This window comes from Sphingomonas sp. (assembly GCF_036731925.1).
Classification (GTDB): Bacteria; Pseudomonadota; Alphaproteobacteria; order Sphingomonadales; family Sphingomonadaceae; genus Sphingomonas.
Genome location: NZ_DAINDJ010000001.1, coordinates 1,644,151 through 1,666,925 on the forward strand (window position 1 = coordinate 1,644,151; position 22,775 = coordinate 1,666,925).

Consider the following 22,775-nt stretch of genomic DNA (forward strand, 5'->3'; position numbering starts at 1 on the left):
CGGCGGGACGGAAGGGCCTTGCCGCCCGTGAACCGCAAGGCCCTCGGTCGTCAGAAGCGGTAGCGCAGGCCCACCGTATAGCGGGCGTAGCCCGGAGCGGTGACGCCGACATAGCGATCGGTCCGCTGATGGGTCCGGCGGCCCTCGCCGGTCAGGTTGATGCCTTCGAAGAACAGGCTCGTGCGCGGACGCACTTCCCAGCTCGCGCTGGCATCGATCTGGCCATAGGCTTCGGTATAGCTCGGGTTGGAACCCGCGCCGGCCAGGAACTCGGCGCGCCAGTTATACGCGACGCGCGCCTGGATGCCGTTCTTGTCGTAATAGCCGATGATGTTGGCCGTATCGCTCAGGCCCACCAGCGCGAACTGGTTCACGGTGGCGGGGACGTTGTTCCTGTAGTGCACGTCGCCGTCGACGATCGTGTAGTTGAGGATCATCCCCAGCCCGGTGTCCCAGAAGCCGTGCTGGATCGCGAATTCCCAGCCATGGACATTGGCGGTCTGGCCGTTGTTGACCGGCGTGTTGACGGTGAACAGCACCGGATTGTCCTCGGGCAGGCCAAGGATGTCGCCCGTATAGGCACCGGGGGTACCGCCGGTGATCTTCACCGAGCCCGGATAATTGGCGAAGATGTACTGGCGGATGTCGTTGGAGGTCGCGGCCGTGCCGAGCGCCGCGATTGCAGCCTTGTAGCGGGGCCCGTCGGCGGGGTTGGTGAGCCCGAACACCGGCTTCTTCACCTGGCCGGTGCCGATGAAGTTCACGACCGATTTGTGGAAATAGCCGACCGAGATGTAGCTTTCCGGCTGGTAATACCATTCGGCCGAGAAATCGAGGTTCTTGGACTTGTAGGGCAGCAGGCCCGGATTGCCCTGGCTGCCCGAGCCGCCGTCGACGCGGAACAGCGAGTCGATCGTCTGGCCGCCCTGCAGGCTGCCGTAATCCGCGCGGGCGATGGTGTGGCCGTAGGACGCCCGCAGCTTGACGTTCTTGAGCGGCGAAATGTCGAAGTCGAACGAGGGCAGCCAGTTCTGATACGAGCCCTTGAGCGTCGTGTAGTCGCTCTTGCCCGAATAGACGACGTTGAGCTCGTTGGCTGCAACCCACTTCGTGCCCGTGGCGACCGGCACCAGCGCCGACGAGCTGATCCGCGTCCTTTCGTAGCGGAGCCCCGCATAGAGATGCGCGGGACGGCCGAACGCATCGAACTTGAGATTCGCCTGCAGGAAGGGCGCCAGCGTCCTTTCCTGGATGCGCCGGTCGACGGTGTATTGCGCCAGGCAGGTGTCGGCACCCAGCGGCGTGCCGCTCTGGGGCTTGGAGCACATCTTGTACAGGCTCTCCAGATTACCCACCAAGCTCTCGAAATTCTTGGTGAAAATCTTCTGGATCAGCAGGTTTCCGTCGGTCTTCAGGCCCGGATATTTGTCCGGAATGGTGGCCAGCGAGAACAGGCTGTCGGGCAGGTCCGAAGCAGGTCCGGCGCCGCCCCAGGTGTTGTTCTGGAGGAAGCCATAGGCCGAGTGGACCTTGTTATCGACATAGGAGACGCCGAAGTCGACGCTGTCGAGCAGGCCGCCATGCTCGTACCGGCCCTTGAACTGGGCCTGGTTGATCTGGTCGCGGAACAGGCCGTTGCGGAACGAGTTGCCGGTCGCCTGGATGCGCGACGCGTCGAGCAGGTCGCCCCCCGGCTGCATGGTGATCGACAGCACCGGCATATAGTGGCTGAAATCGATCGTCTGGCTCGCTGCGCCGAAGATCGCGGTGCTGACCGAGGTGCTGGTGCCGTATTTGTTGGTCGGGCCGGACTTGGCAGTCGAATGGTGCGCGTCGAGCTCGAACGAGAAGGCCCCCTCTGGCTTCCACTGCACGTTGCCGCCGACCGAGTGGTTCTCGCTCTGATTGGCGCTCAGATTGCTGACATAGGATACGTCCTTGCCCTCGCTCGCCTTGAAGCGCTCGGTGTAGAAAAGCGGGCTGGCAACCTCGCCCCCGGTCCAGCTGCTGACGGTATCGTTGTTGTTGAAATAGACGCCGATGCTGTTGCTGCGCACCGTCACCCGGTTGCGCGAATAGGTATAGTCGATCGCGGCGGTCAGCGTGTCGGACGGCTTGAACTGCAGCACCGCCTGGCCGTTGATCCGTTCGCGCTGGATGTCGTTGATGCCGATGCCGGCATTCTGCGGCACGGTGTAGATCTGGTCGCCGGTCGGGCGATTGGTGATGTTCGCGGCGCGCGGGTCGCCGGGCTGGGCGAGCTCGCCTGCCTTGTCCGATCCGGTGCGGCCGTTCTTCCAGCCGACATAGGCCTCGTTGTTGCCGGCCTTGCGCTTCTGGTAGGTGCCGGCGATCAGGATGCCGATCCGATCATCGGCGAAGCTGTCGCTGATGATGCCGGACAGTTCGGGCGTGATCGCCGTCTTCCGCGCATTGCTCGACGAATCGTACATGCCGGAGACGGCAACGCTGCCGTGCAGGCCCGGCTTGTCGAGCGGGCGCGGCGTGCGGATGTTGATCGTCGAGCCGATGCCGCCCGATTCGATGTCGGCGCGGCCCGTCTTGTAGACCTCCACCGCGGCGATGCCGTCGGACGAGAGGTTGGCGAAGTCGAACAGGCGCGAGGTTGGTGCGGTGGCGCCGCCGTCCAGCGTCGAGGTCGGCATCTGCCGGCCGTTCAGCGTCACCAGGTTGTAGTTGGGACCGAAGCCGCGCACGGTGACGGTCGAGCCTTCGCCGATCGATCGATCGATCGACACGCCCGTGATGCGCTGGAGCGATTCGGCCAGATTGGTGTCGGGGAACTTGCCCATGTCCTCGGCCGTGATGCCGTCGACCACGCCCTGCGCATCGCGCTTGAGCGCAAGCGATTCGCGCAGGCTGGCGCGGATGCCGGTGACGACGACGTCGCCGTCGGTTGCGGCGGCGGCAGACTCGGCGCTGGTCTGCGCTGCGGCGATTCCCGGCATCGCCAGCAGCGCCAGCGACGAAATGCCCGCGCGCAAAAGCATCGAAGTCCTTGCATGTTCACGTGTCATATTGGCTCCCCGCCATTCCATGATCATGGCCCCTCCATGATGTGAACGTTCACTTAGCGGCGTTCTGCTTGGGGTCAATAAGTCACATTTTCGTAGTATTGTGCAGCGGAATCGTTCTCAGAACTGTCATCTTGGCAGCGGCCAGTGCGGACCCCGGAAAAGCCGGCTCATCGGATGAAACAACGTTGGCACGACAGGTCGCACGCTCTAATCGATCCTTCGCATGACAGCGCCCACCGCCTCTGCCGCCGTCCTCGACGGGACCGCACGACATTGGCGCTTTCTGCTTCTTTTCGCGCTCGCCAATGCCGGCGGCACGATCGGGTATCTGCCGCTGTTCACCGTCTTCCTGCCGATGAAGGTGGAAGCGTTGGCAGGACCCGACCGCCTGAACCTCTTCACGCTTGTCGCCATGATAGGTACGCTCGCGGCCATCGCCGCCAACCTGGGCTTCGGGTGGCTGAGCGACCGATCGGCGGCGCGGGGCAAGGGCCGTCGCCGCTGGCTCATCGTGGGGGTGATCAGCCTCAGCGTTGCCTACGCACTGTTCGCCCGCGCGCATTCCCCGGCAAGCGTGCTGCTTGCGGTGGTTGCGGTGCAATGCGCCGCCAACGCCGTACTGGCGCCCCTGATGGCGCTGATGGCCGACGAGATCCCCGACAGCCAGAAGGGGTTCACCGGCGGCCTGCTCGCGCTGGCCAATCCGATCGGCGCCGCGACGGCATGGGCGCTGGTGAAACTGCCCGGGCTGGCCGAGACCGGCCGCCTGGGATTGCTGTCCCTCGCGATAGCGCTGCTGGTGGTGCCGCTCGCCTTCTCCGCCGCGCGCCGGTTGCCCCCGCAAGGCGCCGCACGCCCGCGCACCCAGGCCCGCCGCAATCTTGCCGCGGCCTGGATCGCACGCCTGCTGCTCCAATCGGCGGGCAACGGCCTGACGCTGTGCCTCTATTATTATTTCGCCGACCTGCCGCCGCACCAGAGCGCGCTGGGCGATGCCGATTTCGTCGGCCGGACGCTGGTGCTTGCGTATCTGCTGCCCCTGCCCTGCACGCTGCTGCTCGGCCGCCTCTCGGACCGGATCGGGCGCCGCAAGCCCTTCCTGCTCGCCGCGGCAGCGGTCACCGCCGGCGGACTGGCAGTGATGGCGCTCGCCGCATCGCGGCCCGTCGCGGTGGCGGGCTTCCTGGTGTACGGTGTCGGCGCGCAGCTCTTCATGGCGTTGCACGGCGCCTTCTGGATGCAGGAACTGCCGAGCGAACGCCATCGCGGCCGCGACCTCGGCATCCTCAACCTTACCAACACGCTGCCGGCGCTGATCGGCACAGCGATTGCCTGGCTGGCGGCGACGCCCGGCAGCTTCGCGCCGCTGCTGTTCCTGCTGTCGGCGCTCACGCTTGGCGGGGGGCTGGTGATGCTCCTGGTCCGTGAACCCGCTCCCGCCGGTCAGGGATAGGCGAGCAGCCGCTGCATTGTCGCGCCGGGTTGCGCTGCCGCGCCCTGGTCGTTGACGAGATGCGCGATCGTGCCCACGCCGCCGCCAAGCGACATGCTCGTGACATGGCGGAAGCGAACCCCCGTGCGCCGCGGCGCCTCGATCGCGCTTTCCAGCACCACCTGCGGGTTGGTGCGGAAATACACATACACGCCCAGCGCCACCGCCTCATGCTCGCGCACGGTATCGTCGACCTTGTAGGCCGCCCAGCCCCGCGTACTGCCGGCCATCCAGGCCGCCTGCGTCGGCGGATCATAGGGCAGCTCATTCTGGTAGAAATAGGTGCGGCCGCGATTGCCCCGCCACCAGGTCTGGTAACGCTGGAAATGCTCGACGAACAGCGCATGGACGGTCACGTCGTCGCCGTTCACCACCAGCCCCTGATTGCCCATGCTCTCGTCCCAGCCGACATGCACGCGGGACCCGTCCACATCGCCGTGATCCGCCCGCCAGATCCATAGATGGTCGGCAAGGACATGATGGCTGTTGATCTCAAGGCACGTCTCGACCTTGCCGACCTCCACGCCGCCGACGCGGAAGAACAGATCGGCGAGCAGCACCGGGTTATGACGATGGTCGCCATCGCAGCCCGGTGGGCCGACCTGGACGAGCACCGGCGATCGCACAGGCCCGGCGTCGATCATCAGCCCGGCCACGGTCACCCCCGGCACATCGTCGATTTCCAGCACCGCCGTCCCGTTCATCGCCTGCAGCGTGGCAAGCCCGATGCCGAGCAGCACGCGATTGGCCGCGGTCACGCGGATCGGCGCATCGAGCCGGTAGACTCCGGGAGTGAACAGCAAATGCTGACCACGCGCCAGCGCGGCGTTGAGCGTCGCTGCGTCCATTTCCGGCCGGGCCAGGAAAAAGTGCGCGATCGGCAGGGCGCTGCCCGCCGTGGAGCCTTGCGCCCAGCTATGCCCGACCGAGTCGCGGCGGAGCGCCGGCACGAAGACCGACCAGCGGCCGGCCTCGTCGATCTGCAGGAACGGCTTCTCGCGAAGCAGCGGCACCCGCAGCAGCGTCGTCACCGCGGAATCGGGGAAGGTCGTCGCGGGTGCGCCCTGGACGCCCTGGAACATCATGTTCCAGTTCACGCCTTGCCACCCGCCGATACGGCTGCTGCGGCTATACCATTGCTGCTGGCTGCCGGCGCGGATCGTACCTTCGATCCGGCAATCGGCGAGGAAACCGCCGCTCGACGACCCGCCGTCATCGAGCACCAGATCGCCCAGGAGGTGGATGCGGCGGTACGGCGCGGCCTGCGAAACGGCCCAGCGGTTCCAGCCTTCGAGCGGGCGCAGGGTCAGGTTCTCGGCCCCGCGCCAGAAATTGGCGAGCGCATTCCCCTTCAACCAGCCCGCATCAACGCGGACATGGCCGTCGATCGTCACCGCACCCGGCACCATCCCGAGCCCGAGGACCTGCGTGAAGAACCCGACCCGCACGTCCACCGTGTATCGGCCGGGCCGAAACAGGATGGCAAAGCGGCGGTCGGTGAAATGCGCCGCCTCCTGCTGGGCAAAGATCGCGTTGATCGCCGCCTGGACGGTGCCGCCGGGCATCGATGGATCGATCACCAGCACGTTCGGCCCGAAATCTGGCGTCGCTTCCGCTTTCATCCTTGCCCCCGCGCTTGCCGGTAGCGGCGCCCCCGCCGTTGCCACTGCCACCGCCGCCAGCCCGGCGTCGCCGGCGCGGCGGATCACCGTGCGCCGGCCCGCATCGGGCGGGCAGCCCGCCTGTTCCTCGTGCAACCCGTGTCCCCGTCAGGCGAAGTCGAGCTGCGGGCGGCCGTGAGACACGATCGCGGTTCGCGCCGTCTTCACCGGCGCGCCGGGATTGGTGACGGTATCGATGGTGCGGAACTGGGCCTGCCACTGGTCACGCGTAACGTCGCACAGCAAATAGCCGCGCCGGTCGTTCATGTACTTCAGGTAAGGATTTCGGCCGAGGATCTTGTCGCTTCCGGCGCGGACGTCCGCCCCGTCGCCACCCGAGCTGATCGAGGTGGAGACGAACTCCACCGCCACCGCCTCGCCCTCGCCGGCGCGGGTGCGCAGTTCGCCGGCATAATTCTGGTGCTCGTCGCCGGTCAGCACCACGACGTTGCCGTGGCCGGCGAACCTGGAGAACAGCCGCTCGCGGGGCAGGTCATAGCCGCCCCAGCTGTCCATGTTGCGGATCGGCGCGGGTTCATCGCCCATGCGGCGATCAAGCGGCATCATCATCACCTGCTGGGCGATCGCGTTCCACCGCGCCTTGCCCTCGGCAAGATTTCGGCCCAGCCACGCCTCCTGCGTGCTGCCCAGCACCTGCGCATCGGCGGCGCCCCAGCCCGCGCACTTCGGCTTGAAACCATCCTCACAGGGCTGGTCGGTGCGGTATTGGCGGGTGTCGAGCAGATGCAGGTCAAGCAGGTCGCCAACGCGGGCGCGGCGATAGGCCTGGATGCTGTCGCCATGCGGAATTGCGCTGCTGCGCACCGGCATATGCTCATACCACGCCTGCAAGGCAGCGGCCCGGCGGAGCAGGAACGCCTCGGGCGGGGTGCCGTTCTGGTCGCGGTCGCTTACCCAGTTGTTCTGGATCTCGTGATCGTCAAAGGTCGCGTACCAGCCGGTCGCGGCATGCGCGGCCTGGAGGTTCGCGTCCGTCTTGTACTGGGCGTAGCGGCGGCGATAGTCGTCGAGGCTGAACGGCTCCTCGCCGACATGCGCGCGGATGAACTCCCTCGGGTTGCCGCCATAGTCGAACGCCACCGGGCTCGCGCGGCCTTCGTAGATATAGTCGCCATAGTGGAAGAGGAAGTCGGCCTCCTCAAGCGCCGCATGCGCATAGGCGGTGTAGAGGCCCTGCTCGTAATTCTGGCAGCCGGCGACCAGGAAGCGCGCCTTCGCTACGGACGCGCCGGCGGCCGGAAGCGTCTTGACCCGCCCGCGCATCGAGCGCTCTCGGCCGCAGGTGAAGCGGTACCAGTACGGCCGATCCGGCTGCAGCCCCGCCACCTCGACATGCACCGAATGGCCGAGCTCGGGGCGCGCCAGCGCCTCGCCCTTGGCAGCAACGACCTTGAAGGCGGGGTCGGCGCCGACCTCCCACTGCACCGCAATCGGGGCCATCGGCATGCCGCCATGCGGCTCCAGCGGCTCGGGTGCCAGTCGCGTCCAGAGGACGAAGCCGTCGGCAGCGGCTTCCCCGGCCGCAATGCCAAGCGTGAAGGGATAGGCGCGAAAGATCTGCTGCGCCCGCACAATGGCAGGCGCACCCGCCAGGAGCGTCGCACCTGCGCCGCCCAGCAGCAGCTCGCGTCGTGAAATATGCATACTCGTCTCCCTCGCTCGGCGCGGCAGGCACCAACGCTGTCTTCGCGCGCGATGCAAACCTTATGGGCGACGAATGGCAAGCGATGATGACAAAAATGTGAACGTTCACATGGCGGGAGCAAAATGCGAGCCGAGCACCGCGACTTCGCGCGCCACCTCGCGACGCAGCGACGCGCGCATGGCGGCCGAGGCGCGGACATAGCCGGGCCAGTCCGCCACCACCTGCCGCAACGTCCAGGTGCCGATATGGCTGCTGGAGGTGCCGCGGGACATGTTCGTCGCGTCCCGCAGCGCGGCCACGGCGGGATCCGACACACCTGCGCCGATAAGCCGGTCACACAGCGCCACCACTTGGCGCCGGCGGGCGCTGCTGGCACGGGTAAGGCGATAGCGTACCGCCATCACCGCCTTGTCGTCGCAGGTAGGCGACTGGGTCAGTTGCTCCAGTTCTTCGAGCGCAGCGAGCATCTGGGCGTGGTAGCGACGCAGGTCTTCCATCATGCTCTTATAGGCAGCGCCGGCGTACATGTACCAACAAAAGCTTATTTTGCTGGTAGTTAGCGCGTCCAATCGAGCATGTCTGCGGTCACCCAACCGAAGACATAGTTGAGGTAGAACGCCCCGAACAGCACCGCCGAAAGGATCGTCGTCCGAACGACGATGCGCCTCGGGCTAAAGGCGTGCGGCGCGCTCGGCGCCTGGCCGGGGACAAGCGGCACGCCCGCCTCTTCGCTGGTCCGCACCCCGAAGGGCAGCACGAAGAACACCGACATCGCCCAGAAGAGCGTATAGATCGCGAGCGCCGACTGCCACTTCATGGGTGCGAGGTTACGCTTCGATCAGCAGCACGTCCACTACCGGCTTCTTGCCGGTGAAACGCACCGCAACGCGGCGCACTGCCAGCCGGAGCGACTCGCGCAGCTTCTCGCGATCGCGCCAGTCCTTCTTCACCGCCTCGGCGGCGGCATCGGCAGCGGCGTCGATCAGGTCGTCGCGATCCTCTTCCACGGGCACACCCTGGATGCGGATCTGCGGTTGCCCGAGCAGCTTGCCCTTGCGATCGATCGCCACCGCGACCGACATCTGGCCGTAGAGCGCAATGCGGCGTCGCTCGCCCATCGTCGCGCCGTCGGCGGGCAGGATCACGTCGCCGTCGAGCACCAGCCGGCCAACCGGCGCATGGCCGATCTTGGCCGGGCCATTGGGCGCAAGGCGGATGATCTCGCCATTCTGCTGCTTCACTGCCTTGGGCACGCCCTGCGACAGCGCGAAGCGGGCCTGTTCGTGCATGTGGCGGATCTCACCGTGCACCGGCACGATGATCTCCGGCCGGATCCACTTGTACATCTCGGCCAGCTCGGGGCGACCCGGATGGCCGGACACGTGGACGAAGGCCTGGCGGTCGGTGATGATGTCGACGCCCTTGTCGGCGAGCGTGTTCATGATCTTGCCGATCGCGATCTCGTTGCCCGGGATCTGGCGCGAGGAGAACACCACCAGGTCGCCCTGATGGAGCTTGAGCACATGGCTGCCCTCGGCGATACGATTGAGCGCGGCGCGCGGCTCGCCCTGGCCGCCGGTGGCGACGATCAGCACGCGCGAGGCCGGCAGCGTCATCGCCTTGTCGAAGTCGATCAGCTCGGGGAAGTCGCGCAGATAGCCGGTCGCCTTCGCGACGCGGATGATCCGGTCGAGCGAACGCCCGGCGACGCAAAGCTCGCGCCCGGTGTCGCGGGCGACCTCGCCCAGCGTCTGCAGCCGCGCCGCGTTCGACGCGAAGGTGGTGACGAGCACGCGGCCCTTGGCCCCGGCAACCACCTCATCCAGGCCCTTGCGCACATCCGCTTCCGAGCCCGAGGCTTCGGGGTTGAACACGTTGGTCGAGTCGCACACCAGCGCGAGCACGCCCTTGTCGCCGATCGCGGTCAGTTCCTCGGCGGTCGCCGAACCGCCGAGCGACGGCGCCTCGTCCAGCTTCCAGTCGCCGGTGTGGAACACCTTGCCATAGGGCGTCTCGATCAGCACCGCATTGCCCTCGGGGATCGAGTGGGCGAGTGGCGTATAGGTGATCGTGAACGGGCCGATGTCGAACGGCCCTTCTTCCTTGACCACGTTGAGCTCGACGCGGTTCTCGATGCCTTCTTCGGCCAGCTTGCCGTGGATCAAGCCCGCGGTGAACGGCGTCGCGTAGAGCGGCACGCCGAGATCGGCGGCGAGATAGGGCAGCGCGCCGATATGGTCCTCATGCCCGTGCGTCAGCACGATGCCGAGCAGGTCGTCCACCCGGTCCTCGATGAACTGGAGGTCGGGCAGGATCACGTCGATGCCCGGATAGCTGGCGTCGCCGAAGGTGATGCCGCAATCGACCATCAGCCATTTGCCGTCGCAGCCATAGAGATTGACGTTCATGCCAATCTCGCCCGAGCCACCTAGGGCGAGGAAGAGCAGTTCGTTTCTTGGAGTCACTTAATTTCCTTGCTGGCTGCGTTCCCACAGCATCGCCAAGCCCTGAATGGTGAGATCGGGCTCGATCGTATCGAACACCGATGTATGCCTTTCGAAGAGAATCGCCAGCCCACCCGTCGCAATAACCTTGAGCGGCCTGCCCACTTCGGCCTTCAGCCGCGCGACCAGCCCCTCGATCATCGCCACATAGCCCCAATAGATGCCGATATGCATCTGATCGACGGTGTTGCGACCGATCACGCTCGCGCTGTCCGGGGCAGTGATGGCGATGCGCGGCAGCTTGGCGGCGGCGGTCACCAGCGCGTCGAGCGACAGGTTGATGCCCGGCGCGATGATGCCGCCCTTGTAGGCGCCGCGATAGTCGACCACGTCGAACGTCGTCGCCGTGCCGAAATCGATGATGATCAGGTCGCCGGCGTGCCGCGCATGGCCGGCGAGCACGTTGAGCGCACGGTCGGCGCCGAGATTCTGCGGCTCGTCGACGTCGAGCGCGAAGCCCCATTCGGCATTGCCCTTGCCGGCGATCACCGCCTCGGTCTTGAAGTACTTGCTGGCGAGCACCTGCAGGTTGTGGAGCGCGCGCGGCACCACCGTGCCGACGATCACCCCCGTCACGGCGCCACGATCGAAGCCTTCCAGTGCAAGCAACTGGCTCAGCCACACGGCATATTCGTCGGCGGTGCGGCGCGGGTCGGTGGCGATGCGCCAGCGGGCGCGGATCTCGCCGCCGTCCACCAGCGCGAACACGACATTGGTATTGCCGGCGTCGATCGCGAGCAGCATCGCCCTTCCCTCTTTCCGTTACAGCAGGAACACGTCGCCCGCGTGAATGGCACGGCTGGTGCCGTCGGCCAAGCGCAGGATCAACGCGCCGCTCGAATCCAGCCCCCCGAACAGCCCGTCAAAGCTTGCGCCATCGGCGAGCCGGGCGGTGAGCGCCGTGCCCTCCGGATGCGCCTTGGCGAGCCAGCGCTCGCGCACCGGCCACATGCCCTCGCCCCGCCACCGTTCCAGCCAGCGGCCGAAGCTCTCGGCGAGCACTTCCGCAAAAATGTCGGGGGTTACGGTCACGCCCTGGGCGGCAAGGCTGGTCGCAGCCCGGTCCAGCCCCTCGGGGGCCGCCGCCAGGTTGACGCCAATGCCGACCGCGATCGCGTCCCCTGCCCGCTCGAGCAGGATGCCGGAAAGCTTGGCGCCGTCGACCAGCAGGTCGTTGGGCCATTTGAGCATCGGCTGCACGCCGAAGGCGCGCACCGCTTCTTCCAGCGCGACGGCCGAAAGCAACGCCAGCGTCGCCGGCGAAGGATCGGTCGGCCGCACGCGGACCAGCGTGGAAATGTAGAGATTGCCCGCAGGCGAGACCCAGGCCCGCCCCTGCCGGCCCTTGCCGGCGGTCTGGCGTTCGGCCCGGAGCCACAGCCCCTCCCCGGCGCCCGTAAGCGCCAGGGAAAGGATGTCGGCATTGGTCGATCCCGTCTCGGCGACGGTCCGGATCGTGAGGGTCAGAACAGCGCCTTTGCCGCGACCAGCGACCAGGTGCCGAGCGCACCGAACACCAGCCAGCCGATCGGCGAGATCACGATCGCGCTGATCGCAATCAGGCCGCCTTCGACCAGGTCGGTCTTGCCCGCAAAGGCAGGCGCCGGTTCGTCGAAGTACATCGTCTTGACGATCTTGAGGTAGTAGAAAGCGCCGATCGTCGAGGCAGCCGCACCCACCGTGGCGAACACGGTCAGGCCCGAATGCATGGCGGCGATGAACACGCCCAGCTTGGCGAAGAAGCCGAGCAGCGGCGGAATGCCGGCAAGGCTGAACATGAAGATCGCCAGCGCCAGCGCCAGGCCCGGCCGCGTGCGCGACATGCCGGACAGGCTGGCGATCGTCTCGACCTGCTCGCCCTGCTCGTCCCGCATCTGCAGCACCACCAGGAAGCTGCCGATCGTCATCACGACGTAGATCGCCATGTAGACGAGCACGCTCGCCACGCCTTCCTCGCCGCCGGCTGCAAGGCCGATCAGCGCGAAGCCGACATTGTTGATCGACGAATAGGCCAGCAGACGCTTGATGTTGGTCTGGCCGATCGCCGCCACCGCACCGAAGATGATCGAGGCGAGCGAGGCGAAGATCACGATCTGGCGCCATTCGAGGATCGCCGGGCCCATCGCATCGACCGCGACGCGCACCGCCATCGCCACCGCCGCCACCTTGGGCGCCGAAGCGAAATAGGCGGTGACCGGGGCCGGCGCGCCTTCATACACGTCCGGCGTCCACATGTGGAACGGCACGGCCGAGATCTTGAAGGCTAGGCCGGCGAACACGAACACCAGGCCAAACAGCAGGCCCATATGCTGGCTGCCGCTGGTCGCGACGCTATAGGCGTCCGCAATGCCGTCGAACAGCGTCGTGCCGGCGAAGCCGTAGACCAGGCTGATGCCGTAGAGCAGGATACCCGAAGCCAGCGCGCCGAGCACGAAATACTTCAGGCCGGCTTCCGCGGACCGCGTATCCCGCCGCATGAAGCTGGCAAGGATATAGGCGGAAAGGCTCTGCAGCTCGAGGCCGACATAGAGGCTCAGCAGGTCGCCCGCCGAAACCATCATGCCCATGCCCACAGTCGAGAGCAGGATCAGCACCGGATATTCCGGACGGAGATCCTCACCCGAGGTGCGCTGGAAGAACTTCGGCGCCACGAGGATCGACACCGCAGCGGCGACATAGATCACCACCTTGGCGAAGGTCGCGAAGGCATCCGCGCGATAGAGGCCGCCGAACGCCGCTCCGCCGGTCGAGGACGGACCTGTGAGCGCGATGCCGGCACCGGCGAGCAGCGCAACCGAGGCCCAGCTCACCAGCTTGGTCGATGCGTGGCCGCCAAAGGCGGCGACCAGCATCAGGACGATCGAACCGGCCGCGAGCACCAGCTCGGGCAGCGTCATCATGAGTTGCATGGAATAGGACATCAGTGCGCCTCCCCGTGCGCGGAGGCTTCATGAGCGGGGGCCGCCTGCGGCGTACCCGCGGTTGGCTTGGAGTCGCTGATCGACGCGGCGTGCGCGGCGGTATCGAGCCGCTGCGTCAGGCGTGCGACGTCGGCGCGCATCGGTGCGGTGAAGCTGGTCGGGTACACGCCCATCCACAGCACCACGGCAGCCAGTGCCACCAGCATCGCCACCTCGCGACCGTCGAGATCCGGCATCGCCTTCACGTCGCCCTTGGTCAGGTCGCCCCACACCACCCGACGGAACAGGTAGAGCATATAGGCGGCGCCGAGGATGATGCCGGTGGTGCCGATCAGCGCGGTCCAGGTCGAGACCTGGTACACGCCGGCGAGGCTGAAGAATTCGCCGACGAAGTTGCTGGTGCCCGGCAGGCCGATCGAGGCCATGGTGAACAGCAGGAACAGCACGGCATAGCGCGGCATGTTGATCGCCAGACCGCCGTAGCGGTCGATCTCGCGGGTGTGCAGGCGATCATAGATGATGCCGACGCACAGGAAGAGCGCGCCCGAGACCACGCCGTGGCCCAGCATCACCATCATCGCACCGTCGATGCCGTTCGCGTTGAAGGCGAACAGACCCATGGTGACGATCGCCATGTGCGCCACCGACGAATAGGCGATCAGCTTCTTCATGTCGCTCTGCACGAGCGCGACGAGCGAGGTGTAGACCACCGCGACGCACGACAGACCGAACACCAGCCACATGAACTGCACCGAGGCGACCGGGAACATCGGCAGCGAGAAACGCAGGAAGCCATAGCCGCCGAGCTTCAGCAGCACGCCCGCCAGGATCACCGAGCCCGCGGTCGGCGCCTGCACGTGTGCGTCCGGAAGCCAGGTGTGAACCGGCCACATCGGCATCTTCACCGCGAACGAGGCGAAGAAGGCCAGCCACAACCAGGTCTGCCAGTTGGCCGGGAAGTCGTGCGCCATCAGCACCGGGATCGACGTCGTGCCGGTGTTCAGCACCATGAAGATCATGGCGATAAGCATCAGCAGGGAGCCGAGCAGCGTGTACAGGAAGAATTTGTACGACGCATAGATGCGGTTCACGCCGCCCCAGATGCCGATGATCAGGTACATCGGGATCAGGCCACCTTCGAAGAAGATGTAGAACAGGAACAGGTCCTGCGCGGCGAAGGTGCCGATCATCAGCACTTCGGTCGCGAGGAACGCCGCCATATATTCCGGCACCCGCTTGGTGACCGAGAGCCAGCTGGCGCCGATGCAGATCGGCATCAGGAACAGCGAGAGCTCGATCAGCAGGAAGGCGAAGCCGTCGATGCCGAGCGCCCAGGAGAACTCGACGCCACCCATCTTGAACAGCGTGACGTGCTCGACGAACTGCCACTGCGGGGCACCGTCGCCATATTGGAACTGCGTCCAGAGGAACACGCCGAGCGCCAGATTGACGAGCGTCGCGAGGAGCGCCGTCCAGCGGGCGCCCTGGGCGCCCACGAACAGGCAGAGCACTGCGGCGACCGCTGGGATCGCGAGCAGGACGGAAAGGATCGGAAAGCCGGTCATTTTTCCATCACCCCGCAATGACCCAGGTGAGCGCGGCCGTGAGCCCGATCAGCATGACGAAGGCATAGGTGTAGAGATACCCCGATTGCAGCTTGACGGCGCCTACGCTGCCGATCTGCACCAGGCGCGCTGCGCCATTGGGGCCGAACCGGTCGATCGTCTGCTCGTCGCCGCGCTTCCAGAACAGCCGCCCGATGGCGAATGCGGGACGCACGAAGAGCAGATTGTAGAGCTCGTCGAAATACCACTTGTTGAGCAGGAACAGATACAGCGGACGCACCTGCTCGGCGAAGGCCGCCGGGAAGCCCGGCGAAACGATATAGGCGAAGATCGCGGTGCCCAGGCCCAGCAGCATCGCCACCGTGGCCGAGAGCTTCACCCACACCGGCACTTCATGCATCGCGTGCATCAGATGCTCGTTGAAGGCGAGCGCGCCGTGCCAGTAGGTTTCGCCCGCGGTCGGTTCGATGAACGCGCCGTGGAAGACGAAGCCGGCCAGCACTGCGCCGATCGACAGCAGGATCAGCGGGATCAGCATGATCAGCGGGCTCTCGTGCGGGTGATAGCCCGCCGTGCCCTCGGCCTCATGCTCGTGCAGCGCATGGGTGCCGTGCGGGGTGTGGCCCGCATCTTCCTGCGCCGGCGCATTGGCGTGCTCGCTGCCATGGCCGTGCGTGTCGTGCGCGTCATGGTCGTGGTGACCGTGGCCGTGCGCGTCATGCACTGCGTGCTGGATGTGCTCGGAAGCGGCCCAGCGCGGCTTGCCGTGGAAGGTCAGGAAGACGACGCGCCACGAATAGAAGCTCGTCAGCAGCGCGACGACCACGCCGACCCAGAAGACGCCGGTGTTGCCCGAGGCGAAGCTCGCCTCGATGATCGCGTCCTTCGAGTGGAAGCCCGCGAAGCCGAACGCCACCGGATTGCCGAACAGCGCAGGGATGCCGACGCCGGTGATCGCGAGCGTGCCCGCCATCATCGCCGTGTAGGTCAACGGGATCTTCTTCCAGAGGCCGCCATAGTAGCGCATGTCCTGCTCGTGGTGCATCGCATGGATCACCGAGCCGGCGCCGAGGAACAGCAGCGCCTTGAAGAAGGCGTGCGTGAACAGGTGGAACATCGCCGCGCCGTACGCGCCGACGCCCGCTGCGAAGAACATGTAGCCGAGCTGCGAACAGGTCGAATAGGCGATCACGCGCTTGATGTCGGTCTGCGTCGTGCCGACGGTCGCGGCGAAGAAGCAGGTTGCGGCACCGATCACCATCACGACGTGCATCGCGACCGCGCTCTGCTCGAACAGCGGCGACATGCGGCAGACCATGAACACGCCCGCGGTCACCATGGTCGCGGCGTGGATCAGCGCCGACACAGGCGTCGGGCCTTCCATCGCGTCCGGCAACCAGGTGTGCAGGCCGAGCTGGGCCGACTTGCCCATCGCGCCGACGAACAGCAGCAGGCAGAGCACGGTGATCGTGTCAAAGCGGTGGCCGAGGAAGCCGATCGTCGAACCGGCATGGTTCGGCGCAGCCGCCAGGATCGTCGGGATGTCGACGGTGCCGAACACCAGGAACACGCCGAAGATGCCGAGCATGAAGCCGAGGTCGCCGACGCGGTTGACCACGAAGGCCTTGATCGCAGCGGCATTGGCGCTGGGCTTGCGGAACCAGAAGCCGATCAGCAGGTACGACGCGAGACCCACGCCTTCCCAGCCGAAGAACATCTGCACCAGGTTGTTCGCGGTCACGAGCATCAGCATCGCGAAGGTGAACAGCGAGAGATAGGCGAAGAAGCGCGGCTGGTCCGGCTCCTCGCTCATATAGCCCCAGCTATAGAGGTGGACGAGCGCCGAGACGCTGGTGACCACCACGAGCATCACCGCGGTCAGCGCGTCGACGCGCAGTTCCCAGGCGAAGCTCATCGTGCCCGAGGTCATCCAGTGCAGCACCGGAGTGACCGTCGGCGCGGCAGTGCCGGCCAAATACGAGAGGAAGATCGGCCAGGACAGGCCGCACGCCACGAACAGCGAGCCCGTGGTGAGGATCTTCGGGACCGCGGCGCCGAACGACTTGTTCACGAGCCCCGCAACGGCTGCCGCGAGGAGCGGCAGGAATACGATGATCAGAATGGACGACATCAGCCCTTCATCCGATTGACGTCGTCGACCGAAATCGTGCCGCGACCGCGGAAATAGATGACCAGGATCGCAAGGCCGATCGCGGCCTCACCGGCAGCGACGGTCAGAACGAACATCGCGAACACCTGGCCGACCAAGTCGCCGAGGAACGACGAGAAGGCGACGAGATTGAGGTTCACCGCCAGAAGGATCAGCTCGATCGCCATCAGAATGACGATCAGGTTCTTCCGGTTCATGAAGATGCCGAGCACCCCCATGGTGAACAGGATCGCCGAGACGACCAGATAATGGGTGAGCGTGATCACAGATCCATCCCCTGCCCGACTGCCGGGTTCATGTTGCGGGTGGCATCCTTGGCGCGGCGGGCGTTCTGGCGCGCCACATTCTGCGGCCGCACGTCGCTGCGCTTGCGATAGGTCAGCACGATCGCACCGATCATCGCGACGAGCAGCACCAGGCCGGCGCCCTCGAACACGAACAGGTAGCGCGTGTAGAGCAGCTGGCCGATCGCTTCGATGTTCGGCACGCCGTCCTGCACCGGGGCGACGCGACGACCGAGCGCCAGCGTGCCGGCACTCCAGGCACCGACCGCGACGATGATCTCGGCGACCAGCGCGATGGCGAGCAGCGCGCCGACGGCGGCGTACTTCATCACGCCCGCGCGCAGCTCGGTGAAGTCGATGTCGAGCATCATCACGACGAACAGGAAGAGCACCGCGACCGCGCCGACATAGACGATCACCAGCAGCATGGCGATGAATTCGGCGCCCACGAGCACCATCAGGCCCGCGGCGTTGAAGAACGCCAGGATGAGCCAGAGAACGGAATGTACCGGGTTACGCGACAGGATCGTGCAGGCGCCGGAGACGCACACGATGATCGCGAACAGGTAAAAGGCGAGAAGCTGGATCACGGAATCGGATGGCCCCTTTGAATGGTGCGGCGCTTAACGGTACGGCGCGTCGGCGGCAAGGTTCGCCGCGATGGCGCGTTCCCAGCGGTCGCCGTTCGCGAGCAGCTTATCCTTTTGATAAATCAGCTCTTCCCGCGTTTCGGTGGAAAATTCGAAATTCGGACCCTCGACGATCGCATCGACCGGGCACGCTTCCTGGCACAGGCCGCAGTAAATGCACTTGGTCATGTCGATGTCGTAGCGCGTCGTGCGGCGGCTGCCGTCGTCGCGCGGTTCGGCCTCGATCGTGATCGCCAGCGCCGGGCACACCGCCTCGCACAGCTTGCACGCGATGCAGCGCTCTTCGCCATTGGGATAGCGGCGCAGCGCATGCTCGCCGCGGAAGCGGGGCGAGAGCGGGTTCTTCTCGTACGGATAGTTGATCGTCGCCTTGGGCTTGAAGAAATACTTCAAGGTCAGGGCATGCGCCTTCACGAACTCCCACAGAGTCCAGGTGCGAATGAAACTACCGACGCTCATGCGGGCACTCCAACCCGGGTCAGCATCAGGTACCCGGAAACGAGGAAGACGAAGAGAAGCGACAGCGGCAGGAAGATCTTCCAGCCCAGGCGCATCAGCTGGTCATAGCGATAGCGCGGGACGGTAGCCTTCACCCAGCTGAAGCAGAAGAAGAAGAACAGCATCTTGGCGAACAGCCAGAGGATGCCCGGCACCATGTAGAGCGGCGCCCAGTCGAACGGCGGGAGATAGCCACCCCAGAACAAAGTCGCGTTCAGCGCGCACATCAGGATGACGTTGGCATATTCGCCGAGCCAGTAGAGTGCGAAGGCCATCGACGAATATTCCGTCTGATAGCCCGCGACCAGCTCCGACTCCGCTTCGGTCAGGTCGAACGGCGCGCGCTGCGTCTCGGCGAGCGACGAGATGAAGAACACGATCGCCATCGGGAAGAGCAGCGGGTTGACGAAGTTGCCGTTGATGAAGCCGTAATAGCCCTTCTGCGCCTCAACGATGGTGCCGAGATTGAAGGTGCCGGCCCAGAGCACAACCGAGATCAGCACGAAGCCGATCGAGACTTCGTAGCTCACCATCTGCGCGGCGGCGCGGATCGCCGAGTAGAACGGATATTTCGAGTTCGAAGACCAACCGGCGAGGATGATGCCGTACACACCCAGCGACGAGGCCGCGAGCACGTAGAGCAGGCCGACATTGATGTTCGACAGCGCAACGCCCGCCTGGAACGGCACCACCGCCCACACGATCAGCGCGACCGTGAAGGTGATGATCGGCGCGAGCAGGAACAGGCCCTTGTTCGCGCCCGACGGAATGATGGTTTCCTGCAGGAACACCTTCAGGCCGTCGGCGAAGGACTGCATCAGGCCCAGCGGACCGACGACGTTCGGACCGCGGCGCAGCGCCATCGCTGCCCAGATCTTGCGATCGGCATAGATGATCATGGCGACGGCCAGCATCACCGGCAGCGCGATGACGAGGATGTCGATGACCGTGGCAACGGTCCAGGCCAGCTCGAACGGCAGGCCGAGATAAGTGAACCAGGAGGTCATTCTGCGGCCTCTGCGAAGTCTTCGCCATGGAGCAGTTCGGCCGAGCAGCGCTGCATCGTCGGCGACGCACGGCAGATGGCGTTGGTGAGATAGAAGTCGGCGACCGGATAGGTCACCGGACCCGAAGCCTGGGCCGCCAGCGACGGCGGGTTCCATGCGAATTCGGCAAGGCCTTCCTGGCCGAGCGCCGGAACCTCGCTCGCCATCGCGGCGCGCAGCTCGTCGAAGCTGTCGAACGGCAGCGTGCGGCCGAGCTTTTCGGAGAGCGCACGCAGGATTGTCCAGTCTTCGCGCGCCTCGCCCGGTGCGAACACCGCGCGATCGGCACGCTGCACGCGGCCTTCCAGGTTCACATAGGTGCCCGGCTTCTCGGCATAGGTGGCGCCCGGCAGGATCACATCGGCATGATGCGCGCCCTGGTCGCCATGATGGCCGATATAGACCTTGAAGCTGCCGGCAAACTTGGAGAAGTCGACCTCGTCGGCGCCCAGGAAGAAGGCGAGCTTCGGCGCGGCCGCGACGATGTCGGCAATGCCGCCCTTCTGCGCATAGCCGAGCATCAGGCCCGCCATCCGCGCCGCCGCGGTATGGACGACGTTGAAGCCGTTCCATGCCGCCTCGGTCTCGGTCGCGGCGCGCTGGAAGGCGCCGGCGATCGCAAGCGCAGCACCATGGCCGTTCTTGAGCGCGCCGGGGCCGAGGATCAGCGCCGGCTTCTTGGCATTGTCGATCGCCTGGGCAAGGGTCTCCGGCAGGCTGTTGAGCAGCCCCAGATCGTCGCCCAGCCACTCGACCTTGTACGTGAGGTCGACTTCCGGCCCGATCGCGAACACCTTGGCGCCGCGCTTGATCGCCTTGCGCACGCGGGTGTTCACCAGCGGCGCTTCCCAGCGCAGGTTAGTCCCGACCAGCAGGATCGCATCGGCCTCTTCGAGCGCCGCGATGGTGGTGTTGAACGCCACTGCCGACAGGCTCGACGTGTCATAGGCCATGCCGGTCTGGCGGCCTTCGAGCAGGTCCGAACCAAACGCCTTCACCAGCGCCTTGGCCGCATACATGGTCTCGGCATCGAGCAGGTCGCCGGCGATCGCCGCAACGCTGGAGCCCGCATTGGCGGCAACACCCGCAATCGCATCGAACGCTTCTTCCCACGTCGCCGGGACCAGCTTGCCGTCCTTGCGGACGAACGGGCGGTCGAGACGGCGGCGGACCAGCGCGTCGACATGGTAGCGGGTCTTGTCGTGCGCCCACTCCTCGTTCACGTCCTCGTTGATGCGCGGCAGGACGCGCATCACCTGACGGCCGCGGCTGTCGAGGCGGATGTTGGTGCCGACCGCGTCCATCACGTCGATCGACAGGTTCCGCTTGAGCTCCCAAGGGCGATATTCGAAGGCGACCGGCTTGTGGGTCAGCGCGCCGACCGGGCACAGGTCCGCGACATTGCCCGAAAGCTCGCTCTTGAACGCCTTTTCGAGATAGGTCGTGATCTGCATGTTCTCGCCGCGATAGATCGCGCCGATATCCTCCACGCCGGCCACTTCCTCGCCGAAGCGGACGCAGCGGGTGCACTGGATGCAGCGGGTCATCACCGTCTTGATGATGGGGCCCATGTACTTTTCGGTGACCGCGCGCTTGTTTTCCTCGTAGCGCGACTGGCCACGGCCATAGGCGACCGACTGGTCCTGCAGGTCGCACTCGCCGCCCTGATCGCAGATCGGGCAATCGAGCGGGTGGTTGATCAGCAGGAATTCCATCACGCCTTCGCGCGCGGCCTTCACCATCGGGCTGTCGGTGCGGACTTCCTGATTGTCGGCGGCCGGCAGCGCGCACGAAGCCTGGGGCTTGGGCGGTCCGGGCTTCACCTCGACCAGGCACATGCGGCAATTGCCGGCGATGCTCAGCCGTTCATGATAGCAGAAACGCGGAATCTCCTTGCCCGCGGCCTCGCAGGCCTGGAGCACGGTGGCGCCCTGCGGCACCTCGACTTCGATTCCGTCAACCTTGAGCTTGGGCATTACTCTGCCGCCTCTTGCATGGTTTCAATGCCGCCCGAACGACGCTCGTTGATACGGCGCTCGATCTCGGGGCGGAAATGGCGGATCAGGCCCTGGATCGGCCAGGCGGCCGCGTCACCCAGGGCGCAGATGGTGTGGCCTTCGACCTGCTTGGTCACCTGCTGCAGCGTGTCGATCTCGCTGATGTCGGCGTCGCCGGTGCGCAGCCGCTCCATCACGCGCCACATCCAGCCGGTGCCTTCGCGGCACGGCGTGCACTGGCCGCAGCTCTCATGCTTGTAGAAGTAGGAGAGCCGGCTGATCGCGCGCACGATGTCGGTCGACTTGTCCATGACGATCACGGCGGCGGTGCCGAGGCCCGAGCCGAGCGCGCGCAGACCGTCGAAGTCCATCGGGCAGTCCATGATCTGGGCTGCCGGCACCAGCGGCACCGACGAACCGCCCGGGATCACCGCGAGCAGATTGTCCCAGCCGCCGCGAATGCCGCCGCAATGCTTCTCGATCAGCTCGCGGAACGGGATCGACATGGCCTCTTCAACCACGCACGGCTTGTTCACATGGCCCGAGATCTGGAAGAGCTTGGTGCCCTTGTTGTTCTCGGCGCCGAAGCTGGCGAACCATTCGGGGCCGCGCCGCAGGATCGTCGGGGCGACCGCGATCGACTCGACATTGTTGACCGTGGTCGGGCAGCCATAGAGGCCGGCACCTGCCGGGAACGGCGGCTTGAGGCGCGGCTGGCCCTTCTTGCCTTCCAGGCTCTCGATCATCGCGGTTTCTTCACCGCAGATATAGGCGCCGGCGCCGCGATGGACGAAGACGTCGAAGTCATAGCCCGAACCGCAGGCATTCTTGCCCAGCAGGCCGGCGGCATAGGCCTCGGCCACGGCTGCGAACAGCGTCTCGGCCTCGCGGATATATTCGCCGCGGATATAGATGTACGCCGCACGCGCCCGCATCGCGAAGCCCGCGACCAACGCGCCTTCGATCAGCAAATGCGGATCGTGGCGGATGATCTCGCGGTCCTTGCACGAGCCGGGCTCGGATTCGTCGGCGTTGATGACGAGGAAGCTCGGACGCTCGGGCGTCGGGTTCTTCGGCATGAAGCTCCACTTCATGCCCGTCGGGAAGCCGGCGCCGCCACGCCCGCGCAGGCCCGAGGCCTTGATGCGGTCGATGATGGTATCCGGCCCCAGCTCCAGCAGCGCCTTCGTGTTGTCCCACGCCCCACGCGCCCGCGCGGCATCGAGATGCCACGACTGGTAGCCGTAGAGATTGGTGAAGATGCGGTCCTTGTCCTGAAGCAC

Annotated in this window: 18 protein-coding genes; 1 reads left to right on the forward strand and 17 read right to left on the reverse strand. The window is 65.9% G+C overall.

Going from position 1 to position 22,775, the window contains the following annotated elements; genetic code table 11:
* Positions 1-50: 50 nt before the first annotated feature.
* Positions 51-3,011 carry a TonB-dependent receptor gene (locus tag V7E00_RS08100; protein WP_333572112.1) on the reverse strand — a complete coding sequence of 987 codons (2,961 nt, stop codon included), beginning with the start codon at positions 3,009-3,011 and terminating at the stop codon, positions 51-53.
* A 250-nt stretch (positions 3,012-3,261) separates the two neighbouring features.
* On the opposite strand from V7E00_RS08100, the gene V7E00_RS08105 reads away from it, so the two are divergent.
* Complete coding sequence (locus V7E00_RS08105; protein WP_333572113.1) at positions 3,262-4,491, forward strand: MFS transporter; 1,230 nt, start codon at positions 3,262-3,264, stop codon at positions 4,489-4,491.
* Here the strand turns inward: V7E00_RS08105 and V7E00_RS08110 are convergent.
* The 16 genes from V7E00_RS08110 to nuoF form a co-directional block, all read right to left on the reverse strand.
* Positions 4,482-6,287: an adenylyl cyclase gene (locus V7E00_RS08110; protein ID WP_333572114.1), complete on the reverse strand. Its 1,806-nt coding sequence runs from the start codon at positions 6,285-6,287 to the stop codon at positions 4,482-4,484. The genes V7E00_RS08105 and V7E00_RS08110 overlap by 10 nt on opposite strands.
* 12 nt (positions 6,288-6,299) lie before the next feature.
* Positions 6,300-7,856: an alkaline phosphatase D family protein gene (locus V7E00_RS08115; protein ID WP_333572115.1), complete on the reverse strand. Its 1,557-nt coding sequence runs from the start codon at positions 7,854-7,856 to the stop codon at positions 6,300-6,302.
* A 105-nt stretch (positions 7,857-7,961) separates the two neighbouring features.
* Complete coding sequence (locus tag V7E00_RS08120; protein WP_333572116.1) at positions 7,962-8,357, reverse strand: hypothetical protein; 396 nt, start codon at positions 8,355-8,357, stop codon at positions 7,962-7,964.
* Between the two features lie 56 nt (positions 8,358-8,413).
* On the reverse strand, positions 8,414-8,674 hold the full coding sequence (locus V7E00_RS08125; RefSeq protein ID WP_333572117.1) for a DUF1467 family protein: 261 nt from the start codon (positions 8,672-8,674) through the stop codon (positions 8,414-8,416).
* A 10-nt stretch (positions 8,675-8,684) separates the two neighbouring features.
* Entirely contained in the window at positions 8,685-10,322 is a 1,638-nt protein-coding gene (locus tag V7E00_RS08130) for a ribonuclease J (protein WP_333572118.1), read from the reverse strand.
* Entirely contained in the window at positions 10,323-11,105 is a 783-nt protein-coding gene (locus V7E00_RS08135) for a type III pantothenate kinase (protein ID WP_333572119.1), read from the reverse strand.
* A gap of 18 nt (positions 11,106-11,123) precedes the next feature.
* Positions 11,124-11,816 (reverse strand): biotin--[acetyl-CoA-carboxylase] ligase, encoded by a 693-nt coding sequence (locus tag V7E00_RS08140; protein ID WP_333572410.1) that lies wholly within the window; start codon positions 11,814-11,816, stop codon positions 11,124-11,126.
* An 8-nt stretch (positions 11,817-11,824) separates the two neighbouring features.
* Positions 11,825-13,282 carry an NADH-quinone oxidoreductase subunit NuoN gene (gene nuoN, locus V7E00_RS08145; protein WP_333572120.1) on the reverse strand — a complete coding sequence of 486 codons (1,458 nt, stop codon included), beginning with the start codon at positions 13,280-13,282 and terminating at the stop codon, positions 11,825-11,827.
* A complete protein-coding gene (locus V7E00_RS08150; RefSeq protein ID WP_333572121.1) occupies positions 13,282-14,847 on the reverse strand; it encodes an NADH-quinone oxidoreductase subunit M in 1,566 nt (521 codons plus the stop codon). Before V7E00_RS08150 ends, nuoN begins: the two co-directional genes overlap by 1 nt.
* Before the next feature lie 7 nt (positions 14,848-14,854).
* Positions 14,855-16,978, reverse strand: coding sequence for an NADH-quinone oxidoreductase subunit L (gene nuoL / locus V7E00_RS08155; protein ID WP_333572122.1), 2,124 nt, complete (start codon positions 16,976-16,978; stop codon positions 14,855-14,857).
* Positions 16,978-17,283: an NADH-quinone oxidoreductase subunit NuoK gene (nuoK, locus tag V7E00_RS08160; protein WP_333572123.1), complete on the reverse strand. Its 306-nt coding sequence runs from the start codon at positions 17,281-17,283 to the stop codon at positions 16,978-16,980. Before nuoK ends, nuoL begins: the two co-directional genes overlap by 1 nt.
* A complete protein-coding gene (locus V7E00_RS08165; protein ID WP_333572124.1) occupies positions 17,280-17,891 on the reverse strand; it encodes an NADH-quinone oxidoreductase subunit J in 612 nt (203 codons plus the stop codon). Before V7E00_RS08165 ends, nuoK begins: the two co-directional genes overlap by 4 nt.
* A 33-nt stretch (positions 17,892-17,924) precedes the next feature.
* The gene (gene nuoI / locus V7E00_RS08170) at positions 17,925-18,410 is read right to left on the reverse strand and encodes an NADH-quinone oxidoreductase subunit NuoI (RefSeq protein ID WP_066718225.1); all 486 of its coding nucleotides are present in this window, start codon (positions 18,408-18,410) and stop codon (positions 17,925-17,927) included.
* Positions 18,407-19,456, reverse strand: a complete 1,050-nt coding sequence (nuoH, locus tag V7E00_RS08175; RefSeq protein WP_333572125.1) for an NADH-quinone oxidoreductase subunit NuoH — start codon at positions 19,454-19,456, stop codon at positions 18,407-18,409. The genes nuoI and nuoH overlap by 4 nt, the downstream gene beginning before the upstream one ends.
* Positions 19,453-21,471: an NADH-quinone oxidoreductase subunit NuoG gene (gene nuoG / locus V7E00_RS08180; RefSeq protein ID WP_333572126.1), complete on the reverse strand. Its 2,019-nt coding sequence runs from the start codon at positions 21,469-21,471 to the stop codon at positions 19,453-19,455. Before nuoG ends, nuoH begins: the two co-directional genes overlap by 4 nt.
* Positions 21,471-22,775 (reverse strand): NADH-quinone oxidoreductase subunit NuoF, encoded by a 1,305-nt coding sequence (gene nuoF, locus V7E00_RS08185; protein WP_333572127.1) that lies wholly within the window; start codon positions 22,773-22,775, stop codon positions 21,471-21,473. Before nuoF ends, nuoG begins: the two co-directional genes overlap by 1 nt.